The sequence below is a fragment of the Gallibacterium genomosp. 1 genome (assembly GCF_000771875.1).
Lineage (GTDB): Bacteria > Pseudomonadota > Gammaproteobacteria > Enterobacterales > Pasteurellaceae > Gallibacterium.
This window is the reverse complement of sequence record NZ_JPXX01000020.1, coordinates 16,788-33,811: the sequence shown is the minus strand read 5'-3', so window position 1 is coordinate 33,811 and position 17,024 is coordinate 16,788. Positions and strand designations below refer to the sequence as shown.

The window sequence follows — 17,024 nt, the reverse complement described above, 5'->3', positions numbered from 1 at the left end:
ACAGTGAAATATTGCATAAAATGTCTTCTTGCGTTATTAATGCTGTTCAGTTTGTCACCTAATGCTGCTCAATTAGCTATTGTGATCGATGATATTGGTTATCGTCAGCACGAGGACAATGCTATTTTTGCACTACCTTTAGCCGTCAATGTTGCTATTATCCCTTCCGCACCTTATGCACAACAACGTGCAAAACAGGCTCATCAGCAAGGTCGTGATACTTTAATACATATGCCAATGCAAGCTAAAAGCAATATAAAACTAGAAGCCAATGGCTTAGTGCTTGGGCTAACACCATCTCAAGTTTCATATCGTATTGATTTAGCACAAAATATTATTCCCAACGCTATCGGAATGAATAATCATATGGGAAGTGCCGCCACTTCCGATAGCGGTTTAATGCATATTTTAATGCAACAATTAGCACAAAGAGGATTATCATTTCTGGACAGTAAAACCATAGGTAATAGTGTTGCTGTCAAAATTGCCAAACAATATGGTGTTAGTGCGTTAGAGCGTAATATTTTTCTTGATGATAATAATGAATATGACAATATACAGCGCCAATTCCAACGAGCCATTCAATATGCAAGAAAACATCAAACCGCTATTGTTATCGGACACCCTAGAAAAAATACTATTGCCGTGTTACAGCAACAGTTATCCCATCTTCCAGCAGACATTGAATTAATCAAGATCAGCCAACTTTGGCAACAATCTCCCCAATTACTACAGCCATTTAATTTCTGGTTTAGTGATATTCCTGCACCAACATCAAAGCCACCATTCTATTTTCAAGAAAATTTACGAGGAATTCCGCAGTAAAATTAGGTTTAATTCTTGAAAATTCAGTCATATATTGTTACCGTTTACGCTATTTTTAAATTTTCATTTAATGATACTAATAGTAAGAAATTAATTTCGATAGTGAACAATAATCCAGAGGTTCGGTAATGATGAAATGGCAAAAAATATCTTTCTCTCTTACAATTTTATTTGCCGCCCTATCTGCTTTTGCCGATAAGCCGATGACCTTAAAAGTGGAAGGTATCAAAAATAAAACCGCCTATAATAATGTGATGGTACATCTCTCTTCACTAAAAACTATCCCGGTGGAAAATTCAGATCGTTATTATTATTTGGCAAGTAAAACGATTGATGAGGCACTACGTGCTGTTGGTTATTTTAACAGCAAAATTGATTATCAATTTGTGCCACAGCCTAATGCTAAACAGGATCTTCTAATTGCTAACGTTACGTTAAATGAACCTGTTAAAATTGCCGAAATTCAGGTGCAACTTTTGGGGGATGCGGAAAAGGATGAGAATTTTCTTGCATTACAAAAACAAGTTCCTAAATTAGGTAGCGTCCTTAATCAAGGCGTTTATGATGACTATAAAGGGGAATTAGAAAAAGTAGCTCTTGCTAAAGGTTTTTTCGATTACCAATTTTTAACGCATCGTTTAGCGATCCTACCTTCTGCTCACGAAGCCTATTGGCAACTTACCTTCGACAGTGGTAAACGCTACCATTACAGTAAAATTCGTTTTCAAGGTTCACAAATTAGAGACGATTATTTGCATAATATTCTTGCTATTCAAAGTGGAGATCCTTATTTAATCAATGATCTTTCTGAATTAAGTACAGACCTCTCTGCCAGCAACTGGTTTAAATCTGTTTTAGTTCAGCCTAATATTGATAAACAAAATAAAAAAGTCGATCTTGATGTTTTAGTTCAACCTCGCCTAAAAAATAGTTATGAAATCGGGATCGGTTACAGTACCGATGTTGGTCCTCGTTTACAGTTCGGTTGGAACAAACCTTGGATTAATAGTCGTGGACAAAGTTTTTCTTCCAATTTCTATATCTCCGATCCTAAAAAAACCATTGAAGCAACCTATAAAATTCCCTTATTAAAACAACCGCTTAACTATTATTATGAAATTTCTGCCGGTTATGAAGAAGAAAAGAAAAACGACACTGATACCTCCGGTTTAACCTTAGCCATTCTTCGCTATTGGAACAGAGAGACAGGTTGGCAAAATTCTTTCGGCGTAAGAGCTCGTTATGATAACTTTACCCAAGCGAATGTTTCCAACCGCACAGTATTAATTTATCCAACTGCCGGTTTTAACCGTACCCGTGTTCGTGGGGGATTATTTCCTTATTGGGGAGATGCACAGAAAATCACGCTTAATTGGGGGAATAAAGCAGTAGGCTCAGATGTCAATTTTTATTCCGCTATTGCCTCCACTTCTTGGATTCGAACTTATGCAGAAAATCATCGTTTTTTAACTCGAGCAGAAATTGGTTATCTCTCAACCAATCAATTTGACAAAATTCCACCGGCACTACGTTTTTTTGCAGGCGGTGACAGAAGTATCCGCGGTTATGGTTATCATAAAATTTCACCGAAAGATAAAAATGGTGAATTAACAGGCGCAAATCGCCTTTTTACCGCCAGCCTAGAGTATCAATATCAGGTGAAACCAAAGTGGTGGGCAGCTATTTTTTATGACACCGGTTTTGCTTCTGATCGCTTTTCTTTCAATGATTTACGTAAAGGAACAGGCATTGGTGTGCGTTGGAATTCCCCCATCGGTGCGGTAAAATTCGATATTGCTACCCCAATTAATGATAAAGACGATAGTAAAAATATCCAATTTTACATTGGTATAGGAGCAGAATTGTGACAGATAATCCAAAAAATCCCGAAACAGAACAAGCTACTGACAACGCACAAACTGCTTCAATTGCGATAAAGAAAAAAACATCCAAGAAGATTATCAAATGGTTTGCAATTAGCTTAAGTGCGGTTGTGATTTTACTGTTTACTACAATTATCTCATTTCTAAACAGTGAAACCTTACAACACAAACTACTCACACTGCTTGATCAGAAAATAGAACAAATACAAATTACTGAAGTAAAAGGGAATTTAAAACAAGGATTAACACTATCTAATCTTACTTATCATACTGACGGCATTATACTTATCCTACCAAAAACGCAGTTACAACTTACACCACAATGTTTATGGCAAATGACGATTTGCATTAATCAATTCAGCCTACAACAGCCACAAATTACGATTGATACGGCATTGTTGCCACCGAGCGAACCGAATGACAATCAATCCAATAGTGGTTTTGCAATGCCGATTGGATTAAATTTGCCACAAATTGAGATCAATCAACTTGCACTTAAAATCGATAATCGCTTGATCACACTTGATCATTTTTCTACCGGCTTGCAAGCAAACCGTAACAACCATTTTCATCTGTTGCCGACAAGAATCAATGGTTTAAGCGTTATCGAAACAGTGGAAAATCAGCTTTTGCAAAAATTGGAACAACTTGATGTTACAGATAAGCCAACACAAGAAAAAGAAGTTGAAAAACCAATGGATTGGCAAGCGTTAAAACAATCTTTAAATCAACCATTATTGGATAAAAAGCAAACACTAAAACTGCCTTTTAGTGTTGAAATCGATATCATTTCCGCCCAGAATTGGCTTTATCGCCAACAAAATACCAAAGAAAAAAATTTATCAGAACAGAAACTCAGTGAATTAGTGTTGAAAGCAAACAGCGATGATCAACAATTCAATTTAACTAAGCTCTATTTACGCAGCACTATTGTCGATCTTGATGGTCAGGGGCAGCTACAATGGCGTGATAATTATCCACTTCAATTCACGCTGAAAGGAGAATTTCATCAACAAAAAATCCTCGATGAAAAAGGTGAACAACACACATTTCCAAACAGCCATTTAACTGTCACTGCCAACGGTGAACTGTACGCTAAAACCAACATTAACACCAGCATTAGCGGCGTGGTGGATGCTACGCTATCATCACAGCTTGAATTAACCGCAGCAAAAACACCGTTTAACTTGGATTTAGCGATTCAACAGGCAAAATATCCACTATTCTTAAGTAAAAGTGAAAATCCAGCAACCGATCAGATCCGTTTAGTGAAAACAAAATTGAATGTTGTAGGTGATCTATTGCACTATCAAGCGAATTTACAAGGTAACGTTGAAGGAATGCATTCGCCAACGGTTGATCTGGAATTAAACGGTGAGGGATCGATTGGTGATTTTCGTATCCAATCCGCACATCTGTCCGGTTTAGGTGGCAGTGTTGATTTGCAAGGTTACACCTCTTGGCAAAATGAAGTCATTTGGGATAGCCGGCTGCAATTAAAAAACCTTAATGTTTACCGCTATTTTCACAGTGTGGATTGGTTGGCAACCCTCTCCGGCGAATTGGCTTCTTCCGGCAAAGTCGATGCTCAAGGCTGGCAAGTGGATATTCCGGTTATCAATCTCACCGGCAGTGCCAATAATCGCCCAATTAACATTCAAGGCGATCTTGCCCTCAGCAATCAAATTCCGCTTCTTAGTAAAGGATTTCAATTCGATTATGGGCAAAATCATCTGCTTTTAAAAGGCAAATTGGCACAAGATTCACAATTTGATTTAACGCTTAATGCACCTGATTTTAGCGGACTTTATCGAGGTTTAGATCTTGCCGCACAAGGTGAAATACAGATTAACGGTGATATTCATCAACCGGAGCTAGATATTGATCTTGACATAGCAAAGATCAAATTTGGCACATTTTTGCTGCAAAATGCAGATATCAAAGGAAAAATACAAAGTGATCAACAAAATATTCGCGGTAATCTTGCCTTAAAATTGGCTCAATTTAAACTGAGTGATACAACCCAATTCACACAATTACAACTCAACGCCCAAGGTGATGAAAAAAATCATCAGCTCAATTTGCGTTCTCAAGGCAAACCGGCTGCGTTAAATGTTGATTTACAAGGTAGTTTTGATCGCAATGCCGAACGCTGGCAAGTCAATCTTAAAAACGGCAAAATCGACACGTTCATCGGACAATTCAATGCCGATAAAACCATTAATATTGATTACCTCAATCAAAAACAGCAGGCAACCATTTCCGCACATTGTTGGAATAACAGCAGTTTACCGCTCTGTTTTCCGCAAACCTTTACCGCCGGAGTGAGCGGTCATATTCCGTTTAAATTGCAACAGGCGGATTTACGCTTCCTAAAACCATTTCTTGGCGACAACACGCAACTGAATTCTCGTTTCAATCTTGATGGTGAGGTAAATTGGTATCAGGATAAACCATTTGATGCCAAACTGAATTTAGACAGTAATAATTTATCATTAGTGCAAAAACTGGATTATCGCCGTTTTGAATTGAATTTAGACAGAATATCGCTACAAAGTATTCTCAAAGATAACAATTTAAAACTTAACAGTGATATAAAAATTCGCAATAACGGAGAAATCAGAACTGAACTCACTTTAACCGATCTTTTGGATAGTAAAAAATTAGGCGGAAAAGTGCAATTTAAGGCGTTACAATTAGCATTAATTAAACAACTGTTAAATTCTGGAGATCAGCTTGACGGCAAAATTAATGCTGATTTAAATTTGGCAGGAACAACTTCCTCACCACAATTACACGGCAAACTAGCATTGACGCAATTAACCAGTTCAATGCCGGCATTGCCGTTTAATATTAAGGATGGTTTTGCCAATCTGAACTTTAACGGCAACCGCTCCACAATGAATGGTGAAATCGTCACGCAAGAAGGCACGTTGCGTCTACAAGGCGACAGCAGTTGGCAAATGTTAGATCACTGGCAAGCTAATTTAAGTGCGAAATCCGACGGACTGTCACTCAATATTCCAGAAATCGCAAAATTGACCGTAGTTCCCGATATTCATCTGCACGCGCAACCACAACACTTGAATATTGAAGGCAAAATCGATATACCTCAAGCTAATATTGACATTGAACAATTACCGGAAAGTGCGATTACAGTTAGCAACGATGAAGTGATTTTAGAACAGAAACCTAAACTTTCTGCGGATCAGCGTTTAAATAGTTTCAATCAAAAAACAAATGCATTTTTATCCACTAATATTAATATCAGTTTAGGAGAACGCGTTTTAATAAAAGCTTATGGCTTAAAAAGCCGTTTAGATGGTGTACTGAATTTACGTCAACAAGACAACCAGCTCGGTCTTTATGGTCAAATTAAATTACTGAACGGGCGTTTTGCTTCTTATGGACAAGATTTGCTCGTGCGTAAAGGTGAAATTATCTTCTCTGGATTACCATCACAACCAACTTTAAATATTGAGGCAATTCGTAACCCAACCGCAATGGAAAATAGTAATATTACTGCAGGCATTCGTGTTACTGGTTTAGCAGAATCGCCTACCATTCAAGTGTTCTCCGAACCCTCAATGTCACAAGATAATGCTCTTTCCTATTTACTCACAGGTAGATCGCTCTCTTCTGACGGTGGGAACTCAGGAGCTTCGCTAGGTGCTGCATTAATCAGTATGAGTTTATCCAAAACCGGAAAAATTGTTGGGCAGATCGGCGAGACATTCGGTATCCGTAATTTAAACTTGGAAACACAAGGTCTAGGAGATCAATCACAAGTTGTAGTTAGTGGTTATTTGACACCTCGTTTACAGGTAAAATATGGTGTAGGATTATTTGAACCATTAGCTGAATTAACACTTCGCTATCGCTTATTACCGAAATTATATTTACAATCCGTATCAGGGACATCTCAAGCTGTTGATCTCTTATATCAATTTGAACGTTAAAGGATAGTTACTATGAAAGAAATTGCTGTCGTCGATCTTGGATCAAACAGTTTTCATATGATTGTTGCCCGTATTGTGAACGGTTCAATCCAGATACTCTCTCGTCTTAAACAAAAAGTACAATTAGCCGAAGGACTCGATCAAAATCAAATCCTTAGTCAGTCAGCAATAGATCGTGGTATTGCTTGTTTAGCACTTTTCTCTGAACGTTTACAGGGATTTCCTGAGGAAAATGTACAAGTTATCGGCACTTATACTTTACGTCGAGCATTAAACAGTGATCAGTTCTTGCAGCAAGCAGCGAGGGTTTTCCCTTATAAAATCAATATTATTTCTGGTCAACAGGAAGCAAAATTAATTTACGCTGGCGTGTCACATACCCAACCAGAAAAAGGTCGAAAACTGGTTATAGATATTGGTGGCGGTTCTACGGAAATGGTAATTGGTGACGACTTCACACCGTTAATTGCCGAAAGTCGTCATATGGGTTGCGTCAGCTTTGCTAAACGTTTTTTCAAAGACGGCGTTATCAGTAAACAACGTTTTCAACAGGCTAAACAATGCGCTTTAGAAAAAATTGAAGATCTCGCTTGGGAATATCGTCAACTTGGCTGGGAATCAACTCTCGGTTCATCCGGTACAATAAAAACCGTCAGTGAAGTTCTATTGGCTCTGCATTTTAAAGATGGGCTAATCACCCTTAATCGTCTTAATGATCTAATCGAACGTACCCTCAAAGTAACTCATTTTACACAACTGCATTTGCCAGGATTACACCACAATCGCATTGATGTCTTTGTGCCGGGACTGGCAATTTTAGTAGCACTATTTGAAACATTCCAAATAAAAAGTATGCGTTATTCGGATGGCGCAGTACGTGAAGGCGTAATGTACAATTTTGAAGATAAATTCCGTGTCGGTAATATTCGTAAACGTACGGTAAACAGCTTGAACCAACAATTTAATCTGGATCGGCAACAGGCACAGCGAGTTGCACAAACTGCACAGATGTTGGCAAAACAGTTTAAATTATGGAAAGACACACAATACAGCGAAGAAATGAAACAAATTTTATACTATGCCGCATTAACTCACGAAGTTGGTATTGTCATTAACCATCGCAATGTACAAAAACATTCTGCCTATATTTTACAAAACACCGAATTGCCCGGTTTTGATAATGAACAACAACGTTTATTAGCGATTTTAGCACGTTTTCATACCGGAATTTTCCGTATTGCCGATATCCCAGACTGTTATCGTTACAACAATGACGATGTAATATCGCTGATTTTATTATTACGTTTAGCCGTTATTTTTAATAAAGCACGACAAGCAACGGAACAGACGGAAACTGGATTGCAAAACAAACACTCTCAACAGTGGCAATTAACTTTTCCGAATCGTTATCTTAAAAATAATCCACTGTTAAATAACGATCTTCAACAAGAACAAAAATTCCTTGCCTCTTTGGGGATCATTTTTAATTACCAATAAAAATATAAGGGTACTTTTCTCTGATCTGTACCCTTATGCATTTCAATTCTTCCGTATCTTAATCGATTGATAATTCCAATGAATTATCTTTTTAATCCTGCTGGAATTGCTGGGGCGACAAGGCGCGATAACTCCGTCCCTTGCAAATCAATCGAACCAAATCGAGGATGATGGTTATTCCAATCATTAACTGCCTGTTCCAGATCCTGCACATTATCGGCAACAAAATTCCACCAAATCACTGTTGGATGCGACAACGGCTCACCGCCCAATAACATAATATGCGTTCCCTGCTCTGCCCACATCTTTAATTCTCCCTGAGCAGATGTGCAATCAGATAAAATCGCAATTTCATCCTTGGCATAGCTCTCTCCATTAATTTTAATTGTGCCGTTTATCACTAAAATGGCATATTCAAATTTATCCTGACGCTCAATTTCAAATGTTTGAGCCTGTTGAAAACGCATATCAACACCCACTAACGGACTAAATTGACTAGTCGGTGCTTGATGACCTTGATAACTACCGGTTGTTAAAATGTAATCAATACCCTGATCCGACCATTCCGGCAACTGCGGATAATGCTCAAAATTAGGCTCGATCTCTTTATCCATCGGCAAAGCAATCCATAACTGCACCGCGTGCAGATTTTTGACACCGGATGGCGTCTGTTCCGTATGGCTGATACCACGATGATTACCGGTTCCGGCGGTCATCAAATTTACCTGTTTCGGACGAATTAATTGGCGATTACCTAGACTATCCTGATGCCACACTTCTCCTTCCAACATCCAAGTGAATGTTTGCAAATTGGTATGAGGATGCAAACCAACCTGCATTCCTTTATTTTCTTGACTAAATGTTGCTGGGCCAGCGTGATCAAGAAAACACCACGCTCCTACGGTTCTATGCTTATGTTGAGGCAAAAGACGAGCGACAGGAATACCGCCAACATCTTTAGTTTTAGCCAAAAATTTATCAATACTCATTTATTTTCTACCCACTGAAAAAAGTGTTCCGCAAACTGTTTTAAGAAATTAGTAGTACGTTCATCTAGATCAAAACTTGCTTTACTCAAATAAACTTCTGGTTGAGATAAAACATTGGCGCCAACAAAAGTTAGCACTTTTCGCAGATCCAAACCGGCATTAATACCACCATAAACCCCTGGAGAGGCTGTTATAATAGCAACCTTTTTATTTATCCACATATTTTTTCCATAAGGGCGAGTAGCAATATCAATCACATTTTTTAATGCGGCAGGAATGGTTCGATTATGTTCTGGAGACGCAATTAGAATAGCATCGGCACACTTTATCTGTTCTCTCATACGATTATAGGATGGAATGTCTATTTCATCTAAATCCTGGCTATACAAGGGCAAATTACTAATATCAATCTCTTCAATTTCAACATTCTCTGGTGCAAATTTCAGAATTTGATTTGCAATATGACGATTTAATGATCGCTTGCTTAAACTTCCTACAATGAGTGCAATTTTCATAAATTCATCTACCAATAATTATAAAAAAACAAGGGGGTAATCCCCTCTAAATAGTACAATATCAATCAATCAAAATTAACTTCTTTCAGAATCAAGTTGTTCATTATTATGTTCAATTTCACATACTTTTAAATATGATCTTTAGATTCACAAGCCCGACTCTATTGGTAACTCCGCTTTGCACCAAGCATCGAAACCGCCACGAACACTATAAACCTCATCAAAACCTTGCTCGACTAAAAATTGTGCTACATTACGGCTGCTGTTACCATGATAACAAATGATTACTATCGGATCTTCAAAATCACATCGTTGGCAAAATTCACCATAACTTTGATTTGTCAAGTGAAACGCACCTTGCGGATGACTATATGCAAAACGCTGTATATCTCGTACATCAACTAGAAACGCCTTACGCTCCTGAACCAGTTGCCACGCAGTTTGTGCATCAATTTCTTGAAAAGTTTCTACCATAAATCCCCCATAAAAATGAGCCGATATTATACAGAATTTCATTTGATTATTAACAATCTTACAACACAATTTTTCCTAGCGGATAATGCACAACCACCTGATTACCACTACATTGAATATTAAAAATAATGCCATTTTGTTGCACGTTTTTTTCACAATTTTCACCGATTACTCTTAAATTCCATTGGTTTTCAGCAATTTGCAAAGCCTGTGTCGCTTGCCACAATATTGCTGTTTGATGTTGCTGCCGATTAATCCAATGCTGCACTGATAACAATAACAGTGACAAAAAAATCAACGCCGTCAATACGCTAATAATAGTGCCACCCTTCAAATTATATTGCATCAAAATCACGCCAACCACCCCTCATTTTCCAACTTGAATATCGTTTTGATAACTTCCGGATAATCTCTGCATCAAATACAATTTTAATATTTTCACCATAACGCAATTCTCTTTCATAAATAATTGCACCAAAAATAGTGCCTTTTCCTAAAATTTCTACATCATTGAGAGCAACAATCACACCATAAAAATCCTGTTCTAAGGTAATTACATTCTGCTCCACTTTCCATATTTGCGGCTGCACAGCTGAAGTGGGTTCCATCGATGGTGTAGAGAACGGATAGTTGATATTGAAATATTTTTTTAATGGCGAATTTAAATTTTTTTTCGGTTCCTGAACAAAAATCTGTTGTAACTCACAATCAATAAAATGGTTTATTCCACTACCAAATTTATATTTTTCTGCGGTTAATCTTTCAGTATAATTTAAACTATCTATATGATTAGATTGACAAAAAACAGAATATTGTTGTTGATACTGTTGATATAACTGTGCTTGTTGCAATGCATAATCTTGTCTTATTGATAGATTTTGACGATAAAGTGATAAATCATCTTCTGCCACCAACAACAATAACAGCACAATAGCGTTAATAAATAACAAGGTTAATAAATTGAGATAACCACTATGGTAATGCTGCATTTTGTACCTCATTGAGTAATGGCACTAATGCGGTGGCTTGATAGGTGATCTGTTTTTGCTCATTTAAATATACTTTTAACGTTATCTGAATCCCTTTTTTCTCTGCTAACCAATTAAATTTCAACGTTTCCACTACATAACTTTCCGGCAACAATTTATACCAACGTTTAGCAGTACAATTCGGATTATTGAGATGTCGTTGGCACTCATCAGTGCTGCATTTCTCATCAAAACTGTTTTTATCCATAAACAACATTTCAATATTGTTATTACCGTAACGATAACCGAATAGTTCCTCGTTCAATTTGGTACTGCTATTGCGTCCATTTTCAATACAAGCTTGATTTTTCCGTTGACTACCTATACAACCATCCATATTTAGATCATAAAAAAACATAACACATTGATAATAACCGGATTTTTCCTGATTTAATTGAATACTCTTACCATCTATCTGAAACAATTCGAGGTTATTTTCCTGTTTCACAGCGTGATAGCCAGCACGGCGTAAATCTTTACTCATCAGCTGCAACGCTTTATGTACTTGATTTTGCAGTTGTAACTGCTGCTGTTGTTGCTGGCGATATTGATGAATTCTCATCAACAATGAAACTAAGATGGATACAATTAACATCGAGATCATCAATACAATTAACATTTCAGGCAGTGTTGCCCCGACAAAATAGGTTTTATGCTTAATCTTCATATTGTAAACAGGCACTCTCTGATATGTTTTCATTGATTCTTACCTCACCAATGCCACTATATTTAAACAATATTCTTTGCTGCCCTGCCTGCAATAGAAAACACTTCTTTTTCATCGTGTTACGTTCCGGTTTAAACGTAGTCAACTCTTTTGGATAATAATCTTTAGCAATAAAAGTAACTCTTTCCGGTGAATATGGCATATAGACTAATCTTTCTTGATATTTCTCACAGCCTTGTAAATATAAACAATTACAAATTGTTGTACTTTTTGGCTGTGCAATTAAACACCAATTATGTGATGATTTATTGGCTATTAACTGCCAGCTCTCCAAAGAATGGTTTATACGTTGTTGTACCAAAGCCAAATAGCGTTGCAATCGATTCTGTTCCACATAAAGTAGAAATTGTTGCTGAATATTACGCCAATCAGGTGCAACCCATAACAACGACAAAGAGAAAATAAAGATCACGACTAACAATTCAATCAAAGTAAATCCCGGTTGATATTTAGACATTACAAAAATCCAAAACACTTTTTTGAATGAGATTAATTGTTTCTAATAACAATGATCAAAATAGTGCTTGTTTTTGCGATCAGGATCGAAAAAAGAAAATTAAAATAAAAAAGTGCCGCATCAGGTGCGGCACAATGGAGGATTAATCTAGAATTCTAAGATGAGAAGTTTTTTTCTGCGCTTGGCTTTGTTCTTTAGACTTCTCTTTATTTTCGTCAGGTGGCGTGTCTACAATATCGGTAAAACCGTTCGGCTGATCATCATTGATTTCAGCGATTTCATACGCTTCTTCCTCTTCAAACATCACACCATCGCCATTTTCACGCGCATAAATTGCTAACGCTGCACCCAATGGAATCACAATATGCCGGATAACTCCATTAAATCTGGCACTAAAACGAATTTCTTCATTACCAAGTGAAAGATTACCTACTGCATTTGGTGATAAATTCAGCACAATCTGACCATCTCTTACATATTCAACCGGCACATCAACATTTGGATAATCGGCATTCACAACTAAATAAGGCGTAAGCTCATTATCGACTAACCAATCAAAATAAGCTCTTAGCAGATAAGGACGTTTCGGTGCTAATACTGTCATTATTTATCCTTATTTGTCATCCATAATATTTAACGCACTACTATTACCTAATGATTTAGCAAAGCTATCACGTGAAAACACTTTATTCATATAATTTTTAATAGCTTTACTACCGGCACCGCTGAACTCAATTCCTAATAATTGAATTCGCCATAATAAAGGTGCTAAATAGCAATCAACTAAACTGAATTCATTGCTCATAAAATATTCATATTGAGTGAATATCGGTGCAACTGCTAATAATTCTTCACGTAGCTGTTTGCGAGCAGACATCGAATCTGGATTGTTTTCATCCACTGCTTTCGCAAAAACAGGATACCAGTCATTTTCAATACGTTGCATTAACAAACGGCACTCTGCTCTTGCAACCGGATATACCGGCATCAAAGGTGGGTGAGGGAAGCGCTCATCTAAATATTCCATAATAATTCTAGAATTAAATAAAACTAAATCTCTATCCACTAATGTCGGCAAACTTCCGGTTGGATTCAGTTCCAATAAATCTTCTGAAATTTCTCCCGGCTCGATATTTTCAGTTTCATAGGCGACACCTTTTTCAGCCAACACAATTTTCACTTGGTGACAGTAAATATCGTTTTTGTCGGTAAAAAGTGTCATAATTGAGCGTCTATTGGCTGCTATCGTCATTTATTCCTCCGCTAAAAAGTGGGTATAAGCCAGTTACCCGAATAATAATTTAAAAATTTGACCGGTGATTGTAGCACATTTTGCCGTCATACTGTTATAAATTTAAAAAAATTGAATGTAACTATTTAATCTATAAAGATTTTATTTTGTAATTCCATAGTGACGTAATTTATTAGCCACCGCAGTATGTGAAATACCTAAATGTTGTGCCAATTTTCGCGTGCTTGGATATTCGGCATAGAATTTCTGCAAAATTGCTGCTTCAAAATATCCCAACATCTCTTCCAACGTTGCGCCTTGTAACTGTTCAAGATTAAACTGAGAACACCATTGCTGTTGCAAATGCAAGCCACTAATGGTTAACTTTCCATTCTCTACCAATGAACAAGCACGATATAAAGCATTATACAATTCACGAACATTACCTGACCAAACGTGTTTCTGCAAAAATGTAATAAAATCATTATCATAGTACGGCTGAGGTATCCCTAAACGAGCAGAAATCTGTTTCACAAACTGCTGTACCAACAGAGGAATATCCTCTTGTCGTTCTCGTAAAGGTGGAATATTTAATGTCAGCACATTTAAACGATGATAAAGATCTTCCCGTAATTTTCCTTGCTCAACATAAGCGGATAAAGGTTCTTGTGTAGTACAAATAACACGCACATTAACATAATGTTCCTGCTCCTCGCCCACTCGGCGAAAAGAACCATCATTCAAAAAGCGTAACAATTTGGCCTGCATCGGCAAAGAGAGTTCGGCAATATTATCCAACAACACCGTACCGTGATTCGCATACTCAAAAAAGCCAATGGTTTTATGCCCATTAGCGTTATAACCGAACATTTCCGCTTCAGTATCCTCCGGCGGCAAGCCGGCGCAATTTACCGCAATAAACTGTTGATCTCGCCGATTCCCCAACTGATGGCACGCCTTTGCAATAAATTCCTTGCCCGTTCCGGTTTCACCTTGAATCAATAATGGCGCATCAGAAAAGGCAAATTTTTTTGCCATTGCAACCATTTCCGCCATTCTTTTGCTTTTAGCCACCACTTCATCAAACGTATTGCTGTGATAAATATTGAATTGCTGGGCATCAATACGCAACATATCAAAAGATTGTAACGTCACCACACTACCGATAAATTGTTGTTCATTTTCTGCCAAGGTTAACGGCAATAAATCAAAACGCCAATGTTGGTCATCCAGCTGAATATGATGAGAAATCGCTAACGGTGCGGAATGTTGTTTTGACTGTTTTAAAAATGTTTGATACCAACTGGATTGTTGTAATGCCGGAATTGCATCAAGCAGAAATTGATCTTGTAATGAGCTGATCTTCGGCTTTTTTTCTTGTAGATAGGGTAACAATAATTGGGTGGCGTGCTGATTGGCAAACTCAATTTTCCCTGAAAAATCAATGGATAAGATCGGATGAGGTAGAGCTTCAAACAATGCATTGAGTTCTATAGTTTTACGCTCGTAAGGCAAATAATCCAATTTTGTTACTGCCTTTACCCCATCAATTCGGCGTAATTTATCGCTAAGATAATCAATTTGAAAATTGGCAATTTTTTCAAATTTCAGATAAATAATCCCATTTTGATCTATCTTTTTTAGTTCAATCCCTTCTAAATTAATTTGCTCTTTAGCCAATAAATCCAGAACTTCTTTAGCCACCCCGATTCTATCAATACAGGTTACCGCAAAACGCATCTTTTATCTCCTCATATTTTTATACTATCGGCTATAATACCCGATAGTTCGTATAGAAATAAAGACAGCGTAAAGAAAAGTTTACGATTTTTTCTCCACTAACGGTAACAATTCGGCAATCGTTTCTATTTGATAAGTCGGCGATATCGCAGTTTGGTTATCTCTACCATAATGCAACCAACAGGTATCCAAGCCAGCATTATTACCGCCAAGAATATCCGATTCCAATGTATCGCCCACAACTAACACCTCCTCACTATGTCGAGGTTTTGCCAACTGCAAAGCGTGATGGAAAAAATCAGGATGTGGCTTAGAAACGCCGATCTCTTCAGAAACCACCACAAATTCAAAATAATCGCTTAACCCCGTTTTCTGCAAACGTAATTGCTGCATTGCGGTAAAGCCGTTGGTAATAATGGCTAATTTAGCACGATGTTGTAATTGTTGTAACAAATCCACCACGCCTTCCAACGGGCGACAAACTTCCGCCATTGTCAATAAAAAGCCGTGATTCAATTCCGCCGGTTTCACTGACAAACGCCTGCCCCACTCACTAAAACGTTGTTCCTGTAAGGTTTTTGCATCTATTTTTCCATCTTGATAAGCTACCCAAAGAGGTTTATTAAGTTGTTGATATTCAATAAAATCTTCTTGTGTAAAATCAACATCATAGTGAGTGAAAAGTCGTTTCAACCCTGAAAAAGAGTCAAAAGAGAATAAGGTTTCATCCGCATCAAAAAGAATCCAGTTATATTTCATCACATTCCTTATCCAATAAAGTTTGCAATTCCACATTGTTTTGACAATATTTCAATTTTGCAAATAGCTGTTCCGCTTCAATAAAATGATTCGATAAAAATCTAAGCCACTGCTTAATACGGGATAAATGATACCAACCGCTATCCCATTGATTATCAACACGACTATAATATTGCAATAAAATCAAAGTGTTCCGCCACGACATTACCTCGTTATTGTCTTTAATGACATAGCTCAAATTGGGAATTTGCAATGCACCGCGAGCCACCATTAAATCTTCACAACCGGTAACGGCAAGACATTCCTGTGCCTGTTGCGCATTAAAAATTTCACCATTAGCAATCACCGGAATAGATAATTTTTGTCGCACTTCTCCAATTTTCTGCCAATCAATTTTATCAGCACGATAACCATCCATTTTTGTTCTACCGTGAATTGCAATCTCATCAGCACCGCCTTGCTGTACAGCATCGGCAATTTCCAGTGCTTTTTGTTTATCGTCCCAGCCTAAACGCACTTTCACACTAACTATTTTTTCAGAACTTACCGCTTGGCGAATTGCTTTGGTTGCTTGATAAATCAGTTCTGGCTGTTTTAACAAACTCGCTCCGCCACAACTACCATTAACAGTTTTTGAAGGACAACCGCAATTAAGATCAATGCCGTGAGATCCCAATTCAATCGCCAAGTTAGCATTTTCTGCCAACCATTGCGGATGTTGCCCTAACAACTGAACTCTTACCGGTGTGGCACTATCTGTGTAACCCTGCTGATACAATTCAGGACAAAGCCGATAAAAAACCTTCTTCGGTAATAACTGGTCAACGACACGAACAAATTCAGACACACAAAGATCATAATTATTACAAGAGGTTAAAAGCTGACGCATAAACGGATCAAGCACCCCTTGCATAGGTGCTAAAATTAAACGCATTCTATT

16 protein-coding genes and 1 pseudogene are annotated in these 17,024 nt (G+C 37.5%); 4 read left to right on the top strand and 13 right to left on the bottom strand.

What is annotated here, in order from left to right; genetic code table 11:
* The first annotated feature begins 3 nt into the window (after positions 1-3).
* From JP36_RS06920 to ppx, 4 genes are all read left to right on the top strand, one after another.
* A complete protein-coding gene (locus JP36_RS06920; RefSeq protein ID WP_039133580.1) occupies positions 4-825 on the top strand; it encodes a divergent polysaccharide deacetylase family protein in 822 nt (273 codons plus the stop codon).
* A 128-nt stretch (positions 826-953) separates the two neighbouring features.
* A complete protein-coding gene (locus tag JP36_RS06915; RefSeq protein ID WP_052119459.1) occupies positions 954-2,693 on the top strand; it encodes an autotransporter assembly complex protein TamA in 1,740 nt (579 codons plus the stop codon).
* Positions 2,690-6,667, top strand: a complete 3,978-nt coding sequence (locus tag JP36_RS11510; protein ID WP_039173375.1) for a translocation/assembly module TamB domain-containing protein — start codon at positions 2,690-2,692, stop codon at positions 6,665-6,667. The genes JP36_RS06915 and JP36_RS11510 overlap by 4 nt, the downstream gene beginning before the upstream one ends.
* Before the next feature lie 12 nt (positions 6,668-6,679).
* Entirely contained in the window at positions 6,680-8,164 is a 1,485-nt protein-coding gene (gene ppx, locus JP36_RS11505; RefSeq protein ID WP_039173372.1) for an exopolyphosphatase, read from the top strand.
* 83 nt (positions 8,165-8,247) lie between these two features.
* Here the strand turns inward: ppx and JP36_RS06900 are convergent, their stop codons facing one another.
* The 13 genes and pseudogenes from JP36_RS06900 to dusC all read right to left on the bottom strand — a co-directional run bounded on the left by JP36_RS06900 (position 8,248) and on the right by dusC (position 17,018).
* Positions 8,248-9,153 (bottom strand): pirin family protein, encoded by a 906-nt coding sequence (locus JP36_RS06900; RefSeq protein WP_039173371.1) that lies wholly within the window; start codon positions 9,151-9,153, stop codon positions 8,248-8,250.
* The gene (locus JP36_RS06895) at positions 9,150-9,668 is read right to left on the bottom strand and encodes an NADPH-dependent FMN reductase (RefSeq protein ID WP_039173368.1); all 519 of its coding nucleotides are present in this window, start codon (positions 9,666-9,668) and stop codon (positions 9,150-9,152) included. The genes JP36_RS06900 and JP36_RS06895 overlap by 4 nt, the downstream gene beginning before the upstream one ends.
* Positions 9,669-9,815: 147 nt before the next feature.
* Positions 9,816-10,142: a thiosulfate sulfurtransferase GlpE gene (gene glpE, locus JP36_RS06890; RefSeq protein WP_039173366.1), complete on the bottom strand. Its 327-nt coding sequence runs from the start codon at positions 10,140-10,142 to the stop codon at positions 9,816-9,818.
* Positions 10,143-10,200: 58 nt separating this feature from the next.
* The gene (locus tag JP36_RS06885) at positions 10,201-10,488 is read right to left on the bottom strand and encodes a DUF5374 domain-containing protein (protein ID WP_234702164.1); all 288 of its coding nucleotides are present in this window, start codon (positions 10,486-10,488) and stop codon (positions 10,201-10,203) included.
* Positions 10,478-11,131 carry a DUF2572 family protein gene (locus tag JP36_RS06880; protein WP_039147297.1) on the bottom strand — a complete coding sequence of 218 codons (654 nt, stop codon included), beginning with the start codon at positions 11,129-11,131 and terminating at the stop codon, positions 10,478-10,480. Before JP36_RS06880 ends, JP36_RS06885 begins: the two co-directional genes overlap by 11 nt.
* Positions 11,115-11,870: a PulJ/GspJ family protein gene (locus tag JP36_RS06875; protein ID WP_234702163.1), complete on the bottom strand. Its 756-nt coding sequence runs from the start codon at positions 11,868-11,870 to the stop codon at positions 11,115-11,117. The genes JP36_RS06880 and JP36_RS06875 overlap by 17 nt, the downstream gene beginning before the upstream one ends.
* Positions 11,827-12,354 carry a prepilin-type N-terminal cleavage/methylation domain-containing protein gene (locus JP36_RS06870; protein WP_039173358.1) on the bottom strand — a complete coding sequence of 176 codons (528 nt, stop codon included), beginning with the start codon at positions 12,352-12,354 and terminating at the stop codon, positions 11,827-11,829. The genes JP36_RS06875 and JP36_RS06870 overlap by 44 nt, the downstream gene beginning before the upstream one ends.
* A 142-nt stretch (positions 12,355-12,496) precedes the next feature.
* Positions 12,497-12,958, bottom strand: coding sequence for a ClpXP protease specificity-enhancing factor (locus tag JP36_RS06865; protein WP_039173356.1), 462 nt, complete (start codon positions 12,956-12,958; stop codon positions 12,497-12,499).
* Between the two features lie 9 nt (positions 12,959-12,967).
* The gene (gene sspA, locus JP36_RS06860; RefSeq protein WP_039173354.1) at positions 12,968-13,606 is read right to left on the bottom strand and encodes a stringent starvation protein SspA; all 639 of its coding nucleotides are present in this window, start codon (positions 13,604-13,606) and stop codon (positions 12,968-12,970) included.
* 141 nt (positions 13,607-13,747) lie between these two features.
* Positions 13,748-14,641, bottom strand: coding sequence for a sigma 54-interacting transcriptional regulator (locus tag JP36_RS11675; protein WP_234702168.1), 894 nt, complete (start codon positions 14,639-14,641; stop codon positions 13,748-13,750).
* 342 nt (positions 14,642-14,983) lie between these two features.
* Positions 14,984-15,325: pseudogene (locus JP36_RS11975) on the bottom strand (ACT domain-containing protein); the annotation flags it as partial.
* Between the two features lie 81 nt (positions 15,326-15,406).
* The gene (gene yjjG / locus JP36_RS06850; RefSeq protein WP_039173348.1) at positions 15,407-16,084 is read right to left on the bottom strand and encodes a pyrimidine 5'-nucleotidase; all 678 of its coding nucleotides are present in this window, start codon (positions 16,082-16,084) and stop codon (positions 15,407-15,409) included.
* On the bottom strand, positions 16,074-17,018 hold the full coding sequence (gene dusC, locus JP36_RS06845; RefSeq protein WP_039173345.1) for a tRNA dihydrouridine(16) synthase DusC: 945 nt from the start codon (positions 17,016-17,018) through the stop codon (positions 16,074-16,076). Before dusC ends, yjjG begins: the two co-directional genes overlap by 11 nt.
* Positions 17,019-17,024 lie beyond the last annotated feature (6 nt).